Genomic DNA, 20,044 nt, shown 5'->3' with positions numbered 1-20,044 from the left:
ATCATCAATGCAGAGGGATGGCCAACCTGCTGGCTCGAGTGAAACACTTCATGGATACCGTGTCTCCTTTCCCCGGGAATGGCTATGGCACAGCGAAGGTGTAGCACTATTAGGATCAGTTATTTAGCGCTTCAAACTCCCCATCACATGCATTTCGCAGCGGTTGCAGTCAAAACGCAGGCGGAAGGTGTCCTTACCCATCTTGAGCTCCAGCGGCTCGGCCTTGAGACCGGGCACCTCTTTCGGGCAGAGGTTCTGGCTGTAACGAATGCAGTGCTTGGTGATCATCAGCACCACTTCCCCTTCCTCTTTGTTCGCCTCATAGGCGGGAGCAATACGCTCCACCCCGTGTTCGCGGAAGAACTGCTCGGCCGCGCTGTTAAGCACATTGCCAAGGTAGGAGAGACGGTGCTGGGGATAGCTGATATCCCGCAGGGCGATGCGTCGATCGGGGCGCTGATAACTGGCCACCCGTGCGGCCTCCAGCGCAGCGATGCCATCCCGGCGCAAACCGTTGAGCTGTGATGTGGCGATAAATAGCGGGTGAGTGAATGCCAACTCAATCTTGCGCGCCATAAACAGGGTATTGCCGAGCTTGCCGAGCTGGTCACGCGCCTGTTGCAGCGCCCGCTCCGGGTTGTCGGCAGGCTGTTTGTCACAAGGCAGGGTCACCGCAGCGCTGATGCCCTGCTCATCGGTGAGGGTAAGGCACAGGCCCTCATCACACTCAGAGAGCTCCATATCGACCCGGATGCGACGATCCGCACTGGCCTTCTCCAGCATCTTGCTGAACGCCTGATCATGGTTACGGTAGAGCTCGGTGCCTACTTTCAGCCCCGACATGGATTCTGACAGGAGTAACTGCTTACCTTCGACCTTGTTGAGGCGCATCCCCACCAGCTCGTTGTTCGGCTTGAAGAAGCCCAGACCGTCGCCGTTGTTGAGGGTCACCTGCTTGCCGTCGATCTCGATGCCATCCTTGGTCACCTTGGTAACGCGACCCAGCGGCTCACCCACATATTTCGGGCTCTTGGTGGAGTCGATCCCCTGCTGGCGGCCATTGAGGAAGTAGTCGGTAGAGCCACGATTGAAGCTCTTTTTCGGATCCGGCTCAAAGCTGTAGCTGCAACGACCCGCCGAAGCGGCCACCAGATCGCTGCGACTGTCGAGAATGGCGTCAAGCTTCTTGCGATACCAGGCGGTGACGTTCTTGACGTAGTCGAGCCCCTTGAGGCGCCCTTCAATCTTGAACGAGCGAATGCCTGCGGCGATCAGCGCCTCCAGATTGTCGGTCTGATCCATATCCTTGAGTGACAACAGGTGGCTGTCGGCCACCAGCACTTCACCATCCGGCTTTTGCAGCGAGCAGGGCAGACGGCAAAGCTGGGCACATTCACCGCGGTTGGCGCTGCGGCCGGTACGGGCGTGGCTGATGTTGCACTGGCCGCTGTAGGAGACGCAGAGCGCGCCGTGGATAAAAAACTCCAGCTGCACATTGGTGGCCGCGCTGATCTCGCGGATCTGCGCAAGGGACAGCTCGCGCGCCAGCACCACCTGAGAGAAGCCCACATCCTGCAGAAACTTCACCTTCTCCGGCGTGCGGTTGTCGGTCTGGGTACTGGCATGAAGCGCGATGGGAGGCAAATCCAGCGCCAGCAGTCCCATATCCTGCACGATAAGCGCATCGGCACCGGCTTCGTAAATTTGGTGGGTCAGGCGCTGGGCCTGCTCCAGCTCGTGATCGTGCAGCAAGGTATTGAAGGCAACAAAGACCTGGGCACCGAAACGGTGGGCGTGACGCGCCAGCGCTTCGATATCTTCGAGGGAGTTGCCCGCCGCACTGCGAGCACCAAAGGCAGGGCCGCCCATGTAGACGGCATCGGCGCCATGGTTGATGGCTTCGATGCCGTAGGCGAGGTTCTTGGCCGGAGCCAGCAGCTCCAACCGGTTGTTGTGGCTTAAAGGGTGCTTGTTCTGGTGCATGGTCTCGGGATCAGGGCGGACAGCAAATGGCCGCTACTCTAGCCCATTCACCACCCGCCTGCCTTGATCCTGCTTAAGGTATCCGCAAAATACAGGATTAGATGACCACCTTGAGTGCCAGCAGCAAATCGTCCACAAGAGGACTAAAGCACCACCTTCAAGGCCAACCCAAGCAGCACCAGGCCGCTCACCTTGTCGATCACGAAGGATTTGGCTTTAAGCCACGCCAGTACGGGGCCACGAGAGAGCACCAGCGCCACCAGCACGTACCAGACGGCATCGATCCCGCCAGCGGTAAGCATCATGATGCCCCCCTCACTCCAGCCGGTATCGGCCCGCACAAACTGGCTGAACAGGGCGATAAAGAACACTGCCAGCTGGGGATTGAGGAAGGCCACCATAAAGCCTTCAAAGGCCCCCTGCCGACCGCGCAGCTGGTGTACCTCTTCATTCGCTTCACTACTGGCTGGTTTGGCCAGCAGGGCTTTCACCCCGAGCCAGGCAAGAAATGCGGCGCCGCCATAGCGAATCACGTCAAACAGGATCGGGGTCTGGGTGATCAAAATGGAGAGGCCGAGCGCGGTGACCAGCGCATAGATACCAACCCCGAGGCCGTGACCGAGCGCAGTGGCGACGCCATGCCCCTGCCCGCCCTGCACCGTGTTGCGGATGATTAGCGCCAGACTCGGCCCCGGGCTGATGGCACCCATCACGCAGATTGCGGCCAGTGCCAGCCAACTCGTCAGTTCCATGCTTTCCCTCTTTTGTGCTCGATATGATGACCTGCACTCAGGGTACGGGTTGAACCATTATGCCAGTAGTGAAAGTTATGAATAGATTCCATAGCTAATGGCTATAGTGCCACACAACTGACTGGGGCTAACCTGTGTGATCGAGCTGCTTGCGACTCTCGCCGACGGTGCGCTGCAAGTGATCCCGCAGGAAGGGGTAGGCCAACTCACGAAACCAGCGGTGAGCCGGATCCTGATGGTGGCGCTGATGCCACAGCAGATGATACTGCTGATCGCGGGTAGCAAACGGTAGATCGACAAAGGTGAGCCCATGGCCGCAAGAGAGCTGCCAGGCGATATGGGCCGGGGTGGTCATCAGGCAATCGGTGCGCAGCAACACCTCCACCGCCGCCTGAAAGAAGGGAACCTTGGCAAACCAGCGCCGACTCAGTCCCTGTGGCGCCAACACCTGTTCCACCGGGCTGTCCTTGTCGCCACCGCCACTCACCTGCAAGTGAGGCCAGGCGAGATAGTCATCGAGACTCAACGCCTTGCCCGCCAGCGGGTGGTGACGTCCCATCAGCACAGCCAGCCGATCTTCCCCCTGATGCAGACCACGGATCTGGTCCGGCACCAGCTCGGTAATGGTAGAGACCAGATCCAGATCCGACTGCCACAACTGCAGCAGCTGACGCTTGTCCCACAGGCTGTACTCCAGCGCCGCCAACGGCGCCTCTTTGGCGAGCGCGGCGCAGATATCGGGCAGGATATGCTGGGCCACATAATCAGAGGAGGCGAGCCGAAACACCCGTTCGCAGCGGCTCGGGTCAAACTCGGGCGCCTCGTAGAGCCGCTCCAGCGCCCCGAGAGAATCCGCCAGCTGGGCGGCCAGCAGTTCGGCCCGTGGCGTCAGCAGCCAGCGTTGCCCCTCCCGCACCAGCAACTCGTCGCCAAACTCGCTGCGCAGTTGGGCAAGCTGCTTGCTGATGGAGGGCTGGCTCAGGTGCAACAGCTCGGCGGCGCGGCTGATATTGCGAGTTTCCAGCAGTACCTTGAGGGTGGGCAGCAAGTTGAGATTGGCTCTGAGCAAGGGATACCCTCATCGGTGGAGAAACGCCTATCTTAGGGCAGGCGGGTCCCGCGTTTTAAGCAAAATTTCCTACCATGTTCAGCACCTTGCAGCCCTTTCTGGCCAGATGGCGCTACCGCTCGCCCTGCGCATAGCCATGACCACAAGATGACAGTGGTTGTCTCGTACGGCATAATTGCACGATTTTCCGCCCGCGGGCGATCCACTTTGAGAAGCGGTAACAAGATGAAATACGCCAATATCACCGGCTGGGGCAAATGCCTGCCTCCCTCCGTGCTGACCAACGATGACCTCAGCACCATCATGGATACGTCAGACGAGTGGATCTATCCGCGTACCGGCATCAAGGCCCGCCGGATCTCCCACGTCAGCACCTCGGATCTCGCCACCCTGGCCAGTCGCCGGGCTTTGGCCTGTGCCGGACTTGAGGCCACCGATATCGACTGCATCATACTGGCGACAGCAACCCCGGATACCCTCGCGCCCAACGCAGCCTCTGCGGTACAGCAGAAACTGGGGGCCATCAACGCCGCCGTGTTCGACCTCAATGCCGCCTGTACCGGATTTGTCTACGCGCTGTCGGTCGGCACATCCCTGGTACAAAGCGGCATGATGAAGAAGGTGCTGGTGATCGGTGCCGAGCGTCTGACTTACCTGCTGGATTGGACCCGCCGCGATACCGCCGTGCTGTTTGGTGATGGCGCGGGGGCAGTGGTGATCGAGGCAAGCGAGCAGGAGTGTGGCCTGATTGCCAACAAACTCGGCTGTGACAGCGAAGCGCGAGAGATCCTGCACGTACCGAACTTTGGTACCGATCGGGTGCGTTTTGCCGATATCGACGGTCTATTTACCTTCAACTTTGAAGGCCAGGAGATTTTCAAGCGCGCGGTGCGCGGGATGGGCGAGGCTACCACAAGCGCACTCACCCAGGCCGGTATTACCCCTGAGCAGATCGATCTCATCGTGCCCCATCAGGCCAATGTTCGCATCATTGAGACCCTGGCCAAGCGGATGAATGCCCCCATGGACAAGGTGATGGTCAACATCGAAAACTACGGCAACACCTCCGCCGCCACCGTCCCTATCGCCCTGTGCGAGGCGCTGGAGCAGGGCCGTGTCAAGCCGAACTCCTATCTGCTGACCGCAGCCTTCGGAGCAGGCCTGACCTGGGGCGCAGCCATCATCAAATGGGGTGATCGCGTCACCCCCATCAACCAGTGCGATGCCGAACTCCCCCCCTGCGACAAGAGCGCGCTGGAGCTGATTGCCCACGCCGTTGAAGGATGCAAGAAGGCCCACCTCAATCAGGCCTGATCCTCATCAGGAGCCTGAACTCTCAGGCTCCTTCTCTCCTCACTTGCCCGCCGCTCTCTGACCAAGTCCCTGTCATCCCCTTCGCTCCCCCCGATACCGCTATCGCTGATACAAACAAATCCGATTTGCAGCCAATTTATTTTTTTCCGCTAACCTTACTGAGCCAACTATAAATAAAGAAAAGAGCTTCAAGGGACACCATGACTCTCGCAGTCCCGCTCCTTGACCTCTTACCAGATACTTGCACAGGGATAAGCTACGTATGGCACAACACAAAAGTGGCGTGAACACACCGCTTTGGGAACCGGTTTGCTGGATTTGCTGCATAGGGCTTGCTCTGCTGAGCTGCCTGTTGTTGCAACTCGCCGATGCGCTGTCACCTCTCTATCTGCTGATCAATGTGCTGGTTGCCATTGCAGCCGCCCTCTGGGCATCCAGCCACTTCCACCGACACTTGCAACGAAACAGTACCGAGCGGGAAGAGCCCGTCACAACCAATACCCTCGCCCGCTCCATCGTCGGGCTCGAACAGGTGTGCGAGAAAGCACTGCCCATCTGGTCACAACAGATTGAAAACTCTCGCCAACAGACCGAAGCGGCAATGATTGACCTGACCCAACGCTTCAGCGGCTTGGCCAGCAAGCTGGAAGAGGCGGTCAATGCCTCCCATCTGGCAGCAGGTGAGCTGGGGGACGCCAATTCCCGTGGCATGGCCGGGGTCTTGAGCGAGAGCCAACAACAGCTCAATGAGGTGGTTGCCATTCTGCACTCTGCCCAGGCAAACCGTGATGCCATGCTGGCCGAAATCAAGAGCCTGACCACCTACACCATAGAGCTCAACACCATGGCCATGGATGTGGCCAAAATCGCCTCCCAGACCAACCTGCTGGCCCTCAACGCCGCCATTGAAGCCGCTCGCGCTGGCGAAGCCGGTCGTGGCTTTGCCGTGGTCGCCGATGAGGTTCGCAACCTCTCGCGCCTCTCCAGCGAGACCGCCCAGAAGATGACCGACAAGGTCGATACCATCAACACTGCTATCGGCCGTGCTTTCCAGATTGCCGAAAATGCGGCGGCTCGGGATCACGCCTCGGCGCTCAATTCGGAACAGACCATAGAGCAAGTGCTGACGCGTTTTCGTCATGCCACCGATAGCCTGGCGGAATCGGCGTCCCTGCTGCAAAACGAGAGCACGGAGATCCACCTCGAAATCTCCAATGTCATTGTCTCGCTGCAATTTCAAGACAGAGTCAGCCAGATCCTCAGCCACGTCAGACAAAACATGGAGAGCCTCTCCAGCCACCTGGTTACTTCCGAGCAGAACAACCAGGCAGGGGGGCCAATCCAGATCGATGCCAATCGCTGGCTGGCAGAGATGGAGCTCTCATACGCCACCGACGAACAACGCAATATTCACCATGGTCGCACCACCCGTTCTGTCAAAGCGCAGCCAAGCAGCGCCGACATCACATTTTTCTAGGAGAGAGATATGGGCAAAACGATCCTGATCGTGGATGACTCGGCTACCATTCGCCAAGTCGTAGGCATGACCCTCAAGGGAGCAGGTTATGAAGTAATGGAGGCGAACGACGGCAAAGATGCGCTCAAGAAGCTTGATGGCAAGAAGATCAACCTGATCATCAGTGACGTCAACATGCCGAACATGGATGGCATCACCTTCGTCAAAGAGGCCAAAAAGCTGGCCAGCTACAAATTCACCCCCGTCATCATGCTGACCACCGAGTCGCAAGACAGCAAGAAGCAGGAAGGACAAGCCGCAGGAGCCAAAGCCTGGGTGGTCAAACCCTTCCAGCCCGAGCAGATGCTGGCCGCCGTCGCCAAGCTCATCATGCCCTGATCCGGAGCGCATCATGCAACTACAGAGTGAGCTACTCGACAACAAGGTGATGGTGACCATGCCGGACGAGATCACCATCTATACGGTCAGCGAGCTGAAAGATGCCCTCTCGCCCTTGCTGCATCAGGGGCGCGAACTGGAGCTGAATCTGGCCGCGGTATCCGAGATAGACAGCGCCGGGCTGCAATTGCTGCTGGCCGCCAAGAAAACCGCACTGCAGCAGGGTTCCTCCCTCGCGCTGGTCTGGCACAGCAATGTTGTGCTGGAGCTGCTGGAGCTGTGCCAGCTCTCGGCCTTTTTTGGCGACCCTACCCTCATCACCCATGGCGAACGGCATTGAGCCACCATGACAAGGAGTCACCGTGAGCATAGATCTTGATCAGGCTTTACAGACCTATATCGCCGAGGCACGGGAGTTGCTCGAAGAGATGGAGTCAGCTCTGCTCTCACTGGAGGCTGACCCTGACAATAGCGAGCTGATTGGCGCTATCTTCCGTGCAGCCCATACCATCAAGGGGTCGGCTGGCCTGTTTGGTCTGCAGCCAATCGTCGGGTTTACCCACATCGTCGAAGATCTGCTCGACCAGATCCGCAATCAGCAGCTCACCGTCACCTCCGTGCTGATCAAGGACTTGCTGGAAAGCTGCGACCACATCCAGATGCTGATCAGCGTCGTTGCAGAACAGGGCGACGCGCTGAGCGAAAACGATGCCAGTCAGGATGAACGGCTGAGGCTCGCCCTCACCCGTCACCAGTGCATCCCCCATGCCACACTGCCAGATACGGTACATACGCAGGAACCCAAGATCGAAAAAGAGGGAGGCATTACCAGCTCAGCCTCCTTGTGGCATATCTCCCTGCGTTTTGGCCCCGATGTGCTGCGCAACGGCATGGATCCGGCCGCGTTTCTGCGCTATCTCGGCACCCTAGGTAGCATCTGCTCGATGGAGACCATCCATCAGGTGCTACCGGATTGGGAACTGTTCGATCCGGAAAATTGCTACCTCGGCTACGAGATAGACTTCGACTCGCAAGCAGACAAAGCGGCCATCAGCGATGTTTTTGAATTTGTCAGAGATGACTGCCAAATCACCATTTTGCCACCCCACAGCAAGATCGCCGAGTTCATCAACCTGATCGAGTCACTGCCGGAAGATAACGCCATGCTGGGGCAGTTGCTGGTCAACACCGGAGCCCTGACAGCAGAGGAGCTGGCCAACGGTCTGCAGGCACAACAAGCAACCCCGGCAGAGCAAGCGCCCAAACTCGGGGAGATCCTGATTGCGCAGGGTGCCGTCAACGAAGCCGTGGTCGATGCAGCACTAAAAAAACAGAACCAGACCAAGGAGAGCAAGAGTAAAGAGGGTCGTTACGTCAGGGTGCATGCCGACAAGCTGGATGATCTGATCAATCTTGTCGGAGAGCTGGTGGTCGCCAGTTCAGGGGCCAACCTGTTAGCCCAGCGCACCCGAGAGAGCCAGCTGCAGGAAGCCACCTCGGTCATCGCCATGCTGGTTGAAGAGATCCGCGACAGTGCCCTGCGCCTGCGGATGGTGCCTATCGGCGATACCTTCAACCGCTTCCAACGGGTGGTGCGCGATGTCAGCCAAGAGCTCAACAAGGATATCACCTTGGTGATCTCCGGAGCCGAGACCGAACTGGACAAGTCGGTGGTAGAGAAGATCGGTGACCCACTGATGCATCTGGTCAGAAACTCGATGGATCACGGAATCGAATCGGCAGAACAACGGCTGCTGGCAGGCAAATCCCCCCGCGGCACCCTGAATCTCAACGCCTATCACGACTCCAACAGTATCGTCATCGAAATTCGGGATGACGGTGCCGGTCTCAACAAAGCCAGGATCCAGCAAAAGGCCATCGAGCGTGGTCTGATCAACACCACCACCACGCTGACGGATCAGGAGATATACAACCTGATCTTCGAGCCGGGGTTCTCCACCGCGGAGGCAGTCACCAACCTCTCCGGTCGCGGGGTAGGCATGGATGTAGTCAAACGCAACATAACTGCCCTGCGCGGCACGGTCGATCTGGACAGCATCCCGGGAAAAGGAACCCGCGTGCAGATCCGCCTGCCGCTTACCCTTGCCATCATCGACGGCTTTTTGGTGCGGGTCTGCGACACCCACTATGTCATTCCGCTTGATATGGTGATCGAATGCGTTGAATTGACCCAGAGTGCACTGGCCGATACCCAGGGGCGTAATTACATCAATTTGCGTGGCGAGGTGCTGCCCTTTATCCGCCTGCAACACTACTTCGATACCAATGGCAGCAAGGGGCGGCGCGAGAACATTGTCGTGGTCAGCCATGCAGGCAAAAAATCCGGACTGGTGGTGGATGAACTGCTGGGAGAATTCCAGACCGTCATCAAGCCGTTGGGGAAATTGTTCCAGCGCCTGCAAGGCATCAGTGGTTCAACCATTCTGGGGGGAGGAGAGGTCGCCCTGATCCTCGACATTCCCTCGCTGATCCAGCACGCGATAACTCAAGAATCCAGTCAACTCAACAGGTTGACAGTATCGCGCAACCTGCCTCAATCCAGCATCAACTGAGGGGACCATCATGTTCAAAAACTCCACCATCAAATTGCGTCTCATCGTGCTGCTCTGCATGCTCTGCCTGCTGCTGCTGGCCGTTGGCAGCCTCGGGTTATACAACATGCAGAGCAGCAACACCGGGTTGCAGCGTGTTTACAACGACAGGGTGGTTCCCCTCAAGCAGCTGAAGACCATCTCCGACAGCTATGCCGTGTCTATCATCGACAACCTCAACAAGGCCAATGCGGGGCTGATCCCGGCAGAAGAGGCCCTGACCCAGATTAAACAGGCCCAACAGACGATCAAGAACGAGTGGCATAACTACCAGTCCACCACCCTCACCCCGGATGAGCAGCGCTTGTCAGCCGAGGCGACCACCCTGTTCAACTCGGCCGATACCGATATTGGCAAACTGGAGAAATTCCTCGCCACCCAGCACGGCATGATTGCCGGCATGCTGAGCAATTTTGACGGCACTCTGTATGGTTCCATCGACCCGATAGGCAACAAAATCACCGAGCTGGTCAACCTGCAGCTCAACGTGGCCAAGTCGGAATATACCGCAGCGCAATCCTGGTATGACGTGATGCTGATAACCATGGCGGTGGTCGTCGCGGTTGGCATAGTGCTCGCTGCCTGGTTTGGCGCCATGTTGATCAAGAGCATCATCACCCCTATAGAGCAGGCCCTGCGCGTGGCCAATAGCCTGGCCGAGGGCAATCTGGATGTATCAATCAAGATCGAATCTAACGACGAGGCAGGTCAGCTCCTGATGGCGATGGACAACATGGTCAAAAAACTGGGGGCCTTGATCACGGATATCGAGACCTTGGTCACTGCCGCCGTCGAGCAGGGAGACTTCAGCCACAAGATTGCACTGGAGGATCGCCAGGGCTATATCAAGCGGGTATCCGAGCTACTGAATCGCCTCTCCAATGTGACAGATACCAGCCTGGAAGATGTGATGCGCATCGCCACCGCGCTCTCCAAGGGGGATCTGACCCAGCGGATCGATGAGCCCTACCCCGGTATTTTTGGCCAGACCAAAGATGGTCTCAACCAGACCATCACTGCGCTAACCAATATCATCGAAGAGGTACGTAATGCCGCCGACAACCTGACCAACGCCTCCAATCAGGTGAGCAATACGGCGCAGGCATTGAGTCAGGCCACCAGCGAGCAAGCGGCCAGTGTCGAGGAGACCAGCGCCTCTATCGAGCAGATGAGTGCCAGCATCAACCAGAACACCGAGAACGCCAAGATCACCGACAGCATGGCCAGCAACTCGGTGCTGGAGGCCACCGAAGGGGGCCAATCCGTACAACAGACGGTTACCGCCATGCAGCAGATCGCCAAAAAAGTCAGCATCATCGATGACATCGCCTACCAGACCAACCTGCTTGCGCTCAATGCTGCCATCGAGGCAGCTCGCGCCGGAGAACATGGCAAAGGCTTCGCGGTGGTTGCCGCCGAGGTGAGAAAACTGGCAGAGCGCAGCCAGATCGCGGCGCAAGAGATTGGCGAGCTCTCCTCCGACAGCGTCAGCAAGGCAGAGCGGGCCGGCAACCTGCTGGAGAGGATCGTCCCCTCCATTCGCAAAACCTCTGATCTGGTACAAGAGATCAATGCCGCTTCGGGCGAGCAGGCCAGTGCCGCCAACCAGATCAGTCAGGCTATGAACCAGCTCAATCAGGTGACACAACAGAATGCGGCCAGTAGCGAGGAGCTGGCGGCCACCGCCGAAGAGATGAGCTCGCAAGCCAGCGAACTGCAGCAAACCATGGCCTTCTTCGCTCTGGAAAAAAGTGTGCAACTCAACTCCAGGCCCCATGAAACTGGCCACAAGGGGATTCCTCCCAGAGGCAGTTTCATCGCACCGCCACAACGGGCCAGTCAGCCCAATCAACCATCATCCCATGCCATTGCTGAAGCGGATTTTGTCCGTTTCTAACCGGAGGCGACCATGCATACATCCACCGACATCACGCTGCCATTATTGGCCGCTGGCGAGAGCAGCGGCGATGCCCAGTACCTGACGTTTCTGATCAACAACGAGATGTTCGCCATCAATATTCTGGGGGTCAAAGAGATCATTGAATACGGCAATATCACTCCAATCCCGATGATGCCGAGCTTTATTCGTGGCGTCATCAATCTGCGAGGAGCGGTTGTCTCGGTCGTTGACCTCAGTGCGCGCTTTGGCAATACCCCTTCAAATATTACTCGCCGCAGCTGCATCATCATCATTGAGGGGATGGCGCAGCAGGGTGATGAGCCTGTCAGCCAGGATATAGGTGTTGTAGTGGATTCCGTGTCAGAGGTGTTAGGTATTCCACAAGCTGATATTGAACCACCGCCAAGTTTTGGCGCCCGCATCAGGGCTGACTTTATCAGCGGCATGGGCAAAGTCAGCGGTAAATTCGTCATCCTCATAGATACCGAAAAAGTGTTGTCACTCGATGAGATGGCACAACTCAACGAACTGGCCCAGCCACAGGCAAGGTTACCGCAAGGCAATCTGCAGCACTCCTGAACAGGCCCCCATACTCCATGACATGCAGCATAAGGAAACGCTCATGACCCAGTCACTCTTAGGTAAACTCTTTGGGAATGATGCCGCAGAAGCAAGACAACAGGCCCTGTTACTCGACGCTATCGGGCAAGTCCAGCGCGCCATCGTGGAAGATCGCCCCCCAGCCCCACTCGACCTTTCCGGACTGGATAATGCCCTGCGCACGATAGGAAATGCCGTCAACGACGTGGTGACCTTGCTCAGCGACAAGCTGGAGCAGAGCCGGGATGAAGTCAGGAACAGCCAGGCGTTGCTCCATGAGAACAGACTGGTGCGCAAGGCACTGGACTGCGCCAGCACCAACGTGATGATCGCCGACACCAATCTCGACATTATCTATATGAACGAGGCCGTGACCGGCATGCTTAATCAGGCTGAAACTGATATCAAAAAAGAGCTCTACAACTTCAATGCCAATCAGCTGATGGGCGCCAATATCGACAGTTTTCATAAAAACCCCAGCCATCAACGGGCGATGCTGGCCAAACTCAACAATACATTTCGAACCCAGATCCAGCTGGGAGGACGAACCTTCTCCCTGATTGCCAATCCGGTCTTCAGCGATAGTGGCGAGCGCATGGGCTCAGTCGTCGAATGGGCAGACAGAACCAAGGAGGTGATGATAGAGAAAGAGATGTCCGACATCGTGCAGGCAGTGATCAATGGTGAACTGCACCGCCGGATGGAACTTGCTGGCAAGAGCGGCTTCTTTCAGGCGATGGGTGAAGGGATCAACCAGATTGCCGAAGTGATCGACCGCACCCTCAACGAGGTTATCCGGGTCGTGCAATGTCTGGCTAAAGGGGATCTGACCCAACAGATAGAGGCTGACTATCCCGGTATTTTTGGTACCACCAAGGATTCACTCAACATCACAATCACCTCGCTGACCAAAATCGTCACCGAAGTTCGCGGCGCCTCTGACAACCTCTCCAGCGCCGCCGAGCAGGTAAGCGCCACCGCCCAGTCCATCAGTCAATCCAGCAGTGAACAGGCCTCGAGCATGGAGGAGACCAGCGCCTCCATCGAGCAGATGAGCGCCAGCATCAATCAGAATACCGACAACGCTCAAGTCACCGATGGCATGGCCAGCAAGGCCGCCAAAGAGGCCGTCGAGGGAGGCGAAGCCGTCAAACTCACCGTCGATGCGATGAAGCAGATCGCCAAACGAATTGGCATCATCGATGACATCGCCTACCAGACCAATCTGCTGGCACTCAACGCGGCCATTGAAGCGGCTCGGGCAGGTGACCATGGCAAAGGCTTTGCGGTCGTAGCCGCAGAGGTGCGCAAACTGGCAGAGCGCAGCCAAATTGCGGCACAGGAGATTGGTGAGCTCGCCTCCAGTAGTGTGGAAATGGCAGAAAAAGCAGGTCGCTTGCTGGATCAGATGGTGCCGTCCATTAACAAAACCTCTGACCTGGTACAGGAGATCAGTGCAGCCTCCAATGAGCAATCGACAGGGGTCAGCCAAATCAACCTGGCTATGAATCAGCTAAGCCAGGTCACCCAGCAGAATGCCTCTTGCAGCGAAGAGCTTGCAGCCACTGCCGAGGAGATGAGCAGTCAGGCCGAGCAGCTACAGCTGGCCATGGAGTTTTTCACTTTGGAGGAAGCGCGCAAGGATAGCCGGGCCCACGCAACGACACGCAATGCGATAACCAAGGGGCGTTTCATCAACGAGGGCAACGCCCCTGGTAATGAACGACCATCAAATCACTCGCGACCACCACTCAACGACGCCGATTTTGTCCGATTCTAGCTACGGGAGAGGCTTCGCCTCTCCCACATCCGACGTCACTGGTAGAGGGGCAGGATTTTGTATCAAACCCAGTTGCATGATGATGAGTTCTCCCGTTTCCAGCACTGGCTTCATCAAACGGCGGGAATAGAGCTGTCTCCAGCCAAAAAGGCTTTGGTTGCCAGCCGGCTGGCGAAACGACTCTGCCACTACGAGCTGGATAGTTATGACGACTACTTCCAGCTCATCATGAACGACCGTAGCAGCGAACTACAGCTGGCGCTCGATCTGCTCACCACCAATGAAACCTACTTTTTCAGGGAGCCTAAACACTTCGAGTTTCTGACCAAGCAAGTACTTGCGCATTTCCCGACAGAACGCACCTTGCGGATCTGGAGTGCCGCCAGCTCATCGGGAGAAGAGCCTTACAGTCTGGCCATGACGCTGGCAGAGAAACGCGGCACCCTCAACTGGGAAATCGTGGCATCTGACATCTCGTCACGGGTACTGGAACAGGCCATGAGCGGGCGCTATCGGATCGAACGGGCACACAACATTCCGCTGCCATTCTTGATGAAGTACTGCCTAAAGGGCATCGGCCTGCAGGAGGGTATCTTCATCATCGACCGCAAGTTACGGGACAAAGTCAATTTCATGCAGATCAACCTCAATCAGGAGCTGCCGGATCTGGGGATGTTCGACGTGATCTTCATCAGGAACGTGATGATCTATTTCAACAAGGAGACCAAAGGGCAAGTGTTGCAACGACTGGTACCCCGGCTCAAACCCGGTGGCTATCTGCTGGTCAGCCACGCTGAAAGTCTGCACGGCTTGCCTCACGGCCTGCAGTTGGTGTCCCCTTCCATTTATCAGAAGAGATGAACCATGGCACGGGAGGTAATCCTGCAACCGGGCGAACTCTTTTTTGGCAAGGAGGATGTGGTGGTCAAAACCCTGCTGGGGTCCTGTATCGCCATCACCCTGTGGCATCCCGAGCAAAAACAGGGGGGCATGTGTCACTACATGTTGCCCACGCGAGGCAACCCCTCGACCGGGCTTGATGGTCGCTATGCCGATGAGGCCCTCGCCTTGCTAGTGCAGGCAGCAGGTCTCTATCTCGCCCCCATTCATGAGTACGAAGCCAAGCTGTTCGGGGGAGGCAACATGTTCACCGAGCAGCAATACGCACAGAGCGACAACAATGTCGCCACCAAAAATATTCAGGCAGCCTGGCAGCTGACCAGAGACCTTGGCCTTGATATCAAGGCTCATCATCTTGGCCATAGCGGCCACCGAAGCTTGCTCTTTGAGCTCAGCAACGGCAGTGTCTGGCTCCGCCATCATCGTCTGCCACATCAACGGGAGTCGCGAGAATGAAGCAGATCCGGGTCATGCTGGTGGATGATTCCGCCGTGGTCAGACAGGTATTGCAAGCGGTGCTGGAGCAGGAGCCTGACATCAAGGTGATCGCCACGGCATCGGATCCCCTGTTTGCTCAGGAAAAACTGAAGAAAGAGTGGCCTGACGTCATCGTGCTCGATGTGGAAATGCCACGCATGGACGGCATCACATTTCTCACCAAAATCATGGCCGAACACCCGACACCTGTGGTGATCTGCTCATCTCTCACCGAAAAGGGAGCGGAAACTACACTGCAAGCGATGGCTGCGGGTGCAGTGGATATCATCACCAAGCCAACCATGGGATTAAAAAGCTTTCTGCAAGAATCCGCCCACGATCTGGCCATGGCTGTGCGGGCTGCCGCCCAGGCCAATCTCAAACGTGTTGGCAAGCCGGCCCCCTCAACGATCAGCACCAAACTCAATGCGGATGTCATACTGCCCCCCAACCAACATGCCATGGCACAAACCACTGAACGGCTCATTGCCATCGGCACCTCAACTGGCGGCACCCAGGCGCTGGAAGTGGTGCTGACTGCCCTGCCCCGGGTCAGTCCCGGCATTGTCATCGTGCAGCACATGCCGGAGAAATTTACCGCCATGTTCGCCGAGCGGCTGAACGGGGTCTGCCAGATAGAAGTGCGGGAGGCAAAAAACAATGACAGGGTGATCCCCGGGCTGGCGCTGATTGCCCCAGGGGGCAAGCACATGCTGCTCAAACGCAGCGGTGCCTACTATCACGTCGAGGTGGTGGATGGCCCCCTTATCAACCGCCATCGTCCTTCGGTGGATGTGCTGTTTCGCTCCGTCGCCAAATATGCCGGCAAGAACGCCACCGGCATCATCATGACCGGCATGGGGGATGACGGAGCCAGAGGATTGCGCGAGATGCTGGAAGCCGGTGCCAATACCTATGCCCAGGATGAGGCCTCCTGCGTGGTCTTCGGCATGCCCAAAGAGGCGATAAAACTGGGGGCCGCTCGCCATGTGCTCCCTCTGCAAGAGATGCAATATGCCATCCTTGGCAGGTAGCACCATCGTGTTTTTCCCATAAAAAAAGTCCGGCTCCCCAAGGGGAGCCGGACTTTTTACATCAACCGAAACCAGTCCGGTATCAGAGCGGCAGATTACTCTGCGGCAGGCGCTTCTTCAGCAGCCGGCGCGGCATCAGCGGCAGGTGCAGCTTCAGTCGGGGCGTTCGCTTCCTTGATGGAGAGACGTACGCGGCCCTGACGGTCCACTTCCAGTACCTTCACCTTGACCACATCACCGATGGTCAGGTGGTCAGCCACGTTCTGCACACGAGCGTCGGTGATCTGGGAGATGTGTACCAGACCATCTTTGCCCGGCAGGATGTTGACGAAGGCACCGAAGTCAGCCAAACGTACCACTTTACCTTCATAGATGCGGTTCACTTCGATCTCGGCGGTGATCGCTTCGATACGACGGATCGCTTCCATGGCAGCTTCGTTGGCCACGGCGGAGATACGAACAGTACCGTCATCATCCAGCTCGATGTTGGTGCCGGTCTCTTCGGTCAGCGCACGGATCACAGAACCCCCCTTACCGATCACGTCCTTGATCTTCTCAGGATTGATCTTGATGGTGTGAATACGCGGGGCAAAATCAGAGATTTCGCTGCGCGGAGCCTGGATGGCTTCATCCATCACTTTCAGGATGTGCAGGCGAGCGCCACGAGCTTGCTTGAGGGCAATCTCCATGATCTCTTTGGTGATGCCTTCGATCTTGATGTCCATCTGCAGCGCGGTGATACCTTCGGTGGTACCGGCTACTTTGAAGTCCATGTCACCCAGGTGATCTTCGTCACCCAAGATGTCGGACAGCACGACGAAACCTTCTTCTTCCTTCACCAGACCCATGGCGATACCGGCAACAGAGGCCTTGATCGGCACACCTGCATCCATCAGCGCCAGGGAGGAACCACAGACAGAGGCCATGGAGGAAGAACCGTTGGATTCGGTGATTTCAGACACCACACGTACCACGTACGGGAACTCAGCGGCGCTCGGCATTACGGCAGCAACACCACGCTTGGCCAGACGGCCGTGACCGATTTCACGACGCTTGGGGCTACCCATCATGCCAGTCTCACCGACGCAATACGGCGGGAAGTTATAGTGCAGCATGAAGCGGTCGGCACGATGGCCAGCCAGCTCGTCGATGTTCTGAGCATCACGCTCGGTACCCAGGGTCGCAACCACGATGGCCTGAGTCTCACCACGGGTGAACAGGGCAGAACCGTGAGCACGGGGCAGAATGCCGGTGCCGACAGACAGGGCGCGGATCATTTCCGGATCACGACCATCGATGCGCGGCTCGCCACGCACTACGCGGCCACGGACGATGCGGCTTTCCAGGCTGTGGAACTCTTCACCGATCTTCTTGGCATCGTCGGCAACACCGGAAGCAATGACCTGCTCAACCACGCGCGCCTTGATGGCACCGATAGCTTCGTAACGTACTGCTTTCTCAGTGATGCGATACGCTTCACCCAGTTCGGCAGTCGCCAGCTCGGCGATCTTGGCTTTCAGCGGCTCGTTAACGGCCGGCGCAGTCCAGTTCCACGGCTTGGTGCCAACGGCAGCAGCAAACTCGTTGATCGCATTGATGACGATCTGCATCTGGTCGTGACCAAATACCACGGCACCCAGCATCACCTCTTCAGAGAGGATGGCAGCTTCAGATTCAACCATCAGTACCGCGTTGGCGGTACCGGCAACAACCAGATCCAGATCGCTCTGCGGCAGTTCAGCGGTAGTCGGGTTCAGCATGTACTGACCGTTCATGTAGCCCACGCGAGCGGCTGCAATCGGACCACCAAACGGAATACCGGAGATGGCCAGTGCTGCAGAGGCACCGATCATGGCAACGATGTCCGGAGAAACCAGCGGATTCACGGACATGACGGTGGCAACCACCTGAACCTCATTGAGGAAGCCTTCCGGGAACAGCGGGCGAATAGGACGGTCGATCAGGCGGGAAGTGAGGGTCTCACCTTCGCTCGGACGGCCTTCACGACGGAAGAAACCACCCGGGATACGACCAGCAGCATAAGTACGCTCCTGGTAGTTGACGGTCAGCGGGAAGAAATCACGGCCATGATCGGCCTCTTTCTTACCAACTACGGTCACAAATACGCAGGTATCGTCCATGCTGACCATAACGGCCGCAGTGGCTTGACGGGCCATCACACCGGTTTCCAGAGTGACGGTGTGTTGACCGTACTGGAATGACTTTACAATAGGATTCACGTGAATTTCCTTTTTTTACAATTTGGCTCTTTAAATTCGCGCACAAGTATACTTGATTCACTGCAAAAGGTAAGCGGGGACACGAATTCTGTGAAGCAGGCAACGACTTGAAGAGCAATAAAAAAGGGGAACCTCACGGTTCCCCTTTTTTGCGAAATCTGATGGTCGATTAACGACGCAGACCCAGCTTGGCGATCAGAGCAGCATAACGCTGAACATCTTTACGCTTCAGGTAGTCCAGCAGCTTACGACGCTGGGAAACCATGCGCAGCAGACCGCGACGACCGTGGTGGTCCTTTGAGTGCTCCTTGAAGTGACCTTGCAGATGGTTGATCTGGGCAGTCAGCAGGGCAACCTGCACTTCGGGGGAACCAGTGTCGTTAGCGCAACGAGCGTTGTCAGCAACGATGGACGCTTTGATCTCAGCATTTAGAGACATGTGTGTACTCCAGTAGAGTGTTTAAAGGTTCACAGCCAATCTCTAATTCAGCCGTGAAATGAGGGCGGTATCATAATCGTCCCCGGCTATTTTCGCAACGGGAAAGACGCGCCGATACCGCCAGAGGATTACTCCTCGATGTTATCGTCGTGATAACGCACCAATCGCTTGGGCGCAACCCGACCATCAGCATCAATGTCACCCACGCCGATAAACTCGCGCTCAGGGCCGACTGTCATGCGAACCTGACCACTGGCCGGTGCGCCAGGCACCTGTACCGCCTGGCCCTGATTCACATACGCAGCGACTACCGCCAGCATGTTCACCTCAGGCAAAGATGCCACTGCGGTATCCATCGGCAACAGCAGCGGATCGAGCTGCTCGCGCGGCGGGGTACTCTCGGCCTTGGACTGCTCGAGAATGCACTCCAGCTGCTCCAGGGTCAGCATCCGATCATAGGGATAGCTGGCCACCTGAGTACGACGCAACTGGGTGACGTGGGCGCCACAACCCAGCACTTCACCCAGATCATCGACCAGCGTGCGGATGTAGGTGCCTTTGCTGCAGTGCACTTCGAGGCGCACTTCATCACCTTCGAAGCTCAGCAGTTTAAGCTCGAATATCGTGATGGGACGGGCTTCACGCTCGATGGTGATGCCTTCACGGGCATACTCATAGAGCGGGCGGCCATTGTGCTTGAGCGCAGAATACATGGACGGCACCTGCATGATCGGGCCGCGGAACTGATCCAGCGACTCAATCAGGGTACCCATCGCCACGTTCACCGGACGAGTGGAAACCACTTCGCCGTCGGAGTCGCTGGTATTGGTGCGCTCGCCCAGCTTGGCGGTCACCTCATAGCGCTTGTCCGCCTCCAGCAGATACTGGGAGAACTTGGTGGCCTCACCGAGGCAGATCGGCAGCATGCCGGTCGCCAACGGGTCCAGGGCGCCAGTGTGGCCAGCCTTGGCTGCGTTGTAGATCCGCTTGACCTTCTGCAACACATCGTTGGAGGTCAGACCGGTTGGCTTATCCAGCAGCAGGATGCCGTGAACATCACGGCCCTTGAAACGACGTCTGCGTGACATC

Annotated in this window: 18 protein-coding genes; 12 read left to right on the top strand and 6 right to left on the bottom strand. The window is 57.3% G+C overall.

What is annotated here, in order from left to right:
* Nucleotides 1–123: 123 nt before the first annotated feature.
* The 3 genes from BN4575_RS08425 to BN4575_RS08415 form a co-directional block, all read right to left on the bottom strand.
* On the bottom strand, nt 124–1,983 hold the full coding sequence (locus BN4575_RS08425; protein ID WP_068977854.1) for a peptidase U32 family protein: 1,860 nt from the start codon (nt 1,981–1,983) through the stop codon (nt 124–126).
* A 143-nt stretch (nt 1,984–2,126) separates the two neighbouring features.
* Nucleotides 2,127–2,735, bottom strand: coding sequence for a LysE family translocator (locus BN4575_RS08420; RefSeq protein WP_068977853.1), 609 nt, complete (start codon nt 2,733–2,735; stop codon nt 2,127–2,129).
* Nucleotides 2,736–2,862: 127 nt separating this feature from the next.
* Nucleotides 2,863–3,804, bottom strand: coding sequence for a LysR family transcriptional regulator (locus tag BN4575_RS08415; RefSeq protein WP_068977852.1), 942 nt, complete (start codon nt 3,802–3,804; stop codon nt 2,863–2,865).
* A 225-nt stretch (nt 3,805–4,029) separates the two neighbouring features.
* On the opposite strand from BN4575_RS08415, the gene BN4575_RS08410 reads away from it, so the two are divergent.
* The 12 genes from BN4575_RS08410 (at nt 4,030) to BN4575_RS08360 (ending at nt 16,276) form a co-directional block, all read left to right on the top strand.
* A complete protein-coding gene (locus BN4575_RS08410; RefSeq protein WP_068977851.1) occupies nt 4,030–5,118 on the top strand; it encodes a ketoacyl-ACP synthase III in 1,089 nt (362 codons plus the stop codon).
* A gap of 297 nt (nt 5,119–5,415) precedes the next feature.
* A complete protein-coding gene (locus tag BN4575_RS22615; protein WP_368664537.1) occupies nt 5,416–5,691 on the top strand; it encodes a c-type cytochrome in 276 nt (91 codons plus the stop codon).
* Nucleotides 5,692–5,719: 28 nt separating this feature from the next.
* Nucleotides 5,720–6,595: a methyl-accepting chemotaxis protein gene (locus BN4575_RS08405; protein ID WP_368664536.1), complete on the top strand. Its 876-nt coding sequence runs from the start codon at nt 5,720–5,722 to the stop codon at nt 6,593–6,595.
* A 9-nt stretch (nt 6,596–6,604) separates the two neighbouring features.
* Nucleotides 6,605–6,973 (top strand): response regulator, encoded by a 369-nt coding sequence (locus tag BN4575_RS08400; RefSeq protein ID WP_068977849.1) that lies wholly within the window; start codon nt 6,605–6,607, stop codon nt 6,971–6,973.
* Nucleotides 6,974–6,986: 13 nt separating this feature from the next.
* Nucleotides 6,987–7,313, top strand: a complete 327-nt coding sequence (locus BN4575_RS08395) for an STAS domain-containing protein (protein ID WP_068977848.1) — start codon at nt 6,987–6,989, stop codon at nt 7,311–7,313.
* A gap of 22 nt (nt 7,314–7,335) precedes the next feature.
* On the top strand, nt 7,336–9,546 hold the full coding sequence (locus BN4575_RS08390) for a chemotaxis protein CheA (RefSeq protein ID WP_068977847.1): 2,211 nt from the start codon (nt 7,336–7,338) through the stop codon (nt 9,544–9,546).
* Between the two features lie 10 nt (nt 9,547–9,556).
* Complete coding sequence (locus BN4575_RS08385) at nt 9,557–11,482, top strand: HAMP domain-containing methyl-accepting chemotaxis protein (protein WP_068977846.1); 1,926 nt, start codon at nt 9,557–9,559, stop codon at nt 11,480–11,482.
* A gap of 12 nt (nt 11,483–11,494) precedes the next feature.
* Nucleotides 11,495–12,064 (top strand): chemotaxis protein CheW, encoded by a 570-nt coding sequence (locus BN4575_RS08380; RefSeq protein ID WP_068977845.1) that lies wholly within the window; start codon nt 11,495–11,497, stop codon nt 12,062–12,064.
* Nucleotides 12,065–12,107: 43 nt separating this feature from the next.
* Nucleotides 12,108–13,865, top strand: a complete 1,758-nt coding sequence (locus BN4575_RS08375) for a methyl-accepting chemotaxis protein (RefSeq protein WP_068977844.1) — start codon at nt 12,108–12,110, stop codon at nt 13,863–13,865.
* Between the two features lie 57 nt (nt 13,866–13,922).
* Nucleotides 13,923–14,726: a CheR family methyltransferase gene (locus BN4575_RS08370; RefSeq protein WP_068977843.1), complete on the top strand. Its 804-nt coding sequence runs from the start codon at nt 13,923–13,925 to the stop codon at nt 14,724–14,726.
* Nucleotides 14,727–14,729: 3 nt separating this feature from the next.
* Nucleotides 14,730–15,221, top strand: a complete 492-nt coding sequence (locus BN4575_RS08365; RefSeq protein ID WP_068977842.1) for a chemotaxis protein CheD — start codon at nt 14,730–14,732, stop codon at nt 15,219–15,221.
* The gene (locus BN4575_RS08360; RefSeq protein WP_042018157.1) at nt 15,218–16,276 is read left to right on the top strand and encodes a protein-glutamate methylesterase/protein-glutamine glutaminase; all 1,059 of its coding nucleotides are present in this window, start codon (nt 15,218–15,220) and stop codon (nt 16,274–16,276) included. Before BN4575_RS08365 ends, BN4575_RS08360 begins: the two co-directional genes overlap by 4 nt.
* 95 nt (nt 16,277–16,371) lie before the next feature.
* Here the strand turns inward: BN4575_RS08360 and pnp are convergent, their stop codons facing one another.
* The 3 genes from pnp to truB all read right to left on the bottom strand — a co-directional run bounded on the left by pnp (nt 16,372) and on the right by truB (nt 20,043).
* Nucleotides 16,372–18,516, bottom strand: coding sequence for a polyribonucleotide nucleotidyltransferase (pnp, locus tag BN4575_RS08355; RefSeq protein WP_042018159.1), 2,145 nt, complete (start codon nt 18,514–18,516; stop codon nt 16,372–16,374).
* A 169-nt stretch (nt 18,517–18,685) separates the two neighbouring features.
* Entirely contained in the window at nt 18,686–18,955 is a 270-nt protein-coding gene (gene rpsO / locus BN4575_RS08350) for a 30S ribosomal protein S15 (protein WP_005326646.1), read from the bottom strand.
* Between the two features lie 128 nt (nt 18,956–19,083).
* The gene (gene truB / locus BN4575_RS08345) at nt 19,084–20,043 is read right to left on the bottom strand and encodes a tRNA pseudouridine(55) synthase TruB (RefSeq protein WP_042018162.1); all 960 of its coding nucleotides are present in this window, start codon (nt 20,041–20,043) and stop codon (nt 19,084–19,086) included.
* Between the last annotated feature and the right edge of the window lies 1 nt (nt 20,044).

The sequence above is a fragment of the Aeromonas sp. EERV15 genome (assembly GCF_900079845.1).
GTDB lineage: Bacteria > Pseudomonadota > Gammaproteobacteria > Enterobacterales > Aeromonadaceae > Aeromonas > Aeromonas sobria.
The sequence above is the reverse complement of the archived record's forward strand: the minus strand, read 5'-3'. Positions and strand labels throughout refer to the sequence as shown.

Excerpts from the sequence above, each read along its gene's own strand:
- BN4575_RS08380 (WP_068977845.1), top strand. The coding sequence starts at position 11,495 with ATGCATACATCCACCGACATCACGCTGCCATTATTGGCCGCTGGCGAG.
- BN4575_RS08400 (WP_068977849.1), top strand. The coding sequence starts at position 6,605 with ATGGGCAAAACGATCCTGATCGTGGATGACTCGGCTACCATTCGCCAA.
- BN4575_RS08405 (WP_368664536.1), top strand. The coding sequence starts at position 5,720 with ATGATTGACCTGACCCAACGCTTCAGCGGCTTGGCCAGCAAGCTGGAA.
- BN4575_RS08375 (WP_068977844.1), top strand. The coding sequence starts at position 12,108 with ATGACCCAGTCACTCTTAGGTAAACTCTTTGGGAATGATGCCGCAGAA.
- BN4575_RS08420 (WP_068977853.1), bottom strand. The coding sequence starts at position 2,735 with ATGGAACTGACGAGTTGGCTGGCACTGGCCGCAATCTGCGTGATGGGT.
- BN4575_RS08385 (WP_068977846.1), top strand. The coding sequence starts at position 9,557 with ATGTTCAAAAACTCCACCATCAAATTGCGTCTCATCGTGCTGCTCTGC.
- BN4575_RS08360 (WP_042018157.1), top strand. The coding sequence starts at position 15,218 with ATGAAGCAGATCCGGGTCATGCTGGTGGATGATTCCGCCGTGGTCAGA.
- truB (WP_042018162.1), bottom strand. The coding sequence starts at position 20,043 with ATGTCACGCAGACGTCGTTTCAAGGGCCGTGATGTTCACGGCATCCTG.
- rpsO (WP_005326646.1), bottom strand. The coding sequence starts at position 18,955 with ATGTCTCTAAATGCTGAGATCAAAGCGTCCATCGTTGCTGACAACGCT.
- BN4575_RS08365 (WP_068977842.1), top strand. The coding sequence starts at position 14,730 with ATGGCACGGGAGGTAATCCTGCAACCGGGCGAACTCTTTTTTGGCAAG.
- BN4575_RS08395 (WP_068977848.1), top strand. The coding sequence starts at position 6,987 with ATGCAACTACAGAGTGAGCTACTCGACAACAAGGTGATGGTGACCATG.
- BN4575_RS08410 (WP_068977851.1), top strand. The coding sequence starts at position 4,030 with ATGAAATACGCCAATATCACCGGCTGGGGCAAATGCCTGCCTCCCTCC.
- BN4575_RS08425 (WP_068977854.1), bottom strand. The coding sequence starts at position 1,983 with ATGCACCAGAACAAGCACCCTTTAAGCCACAACAACCGGTTGGAGCTG.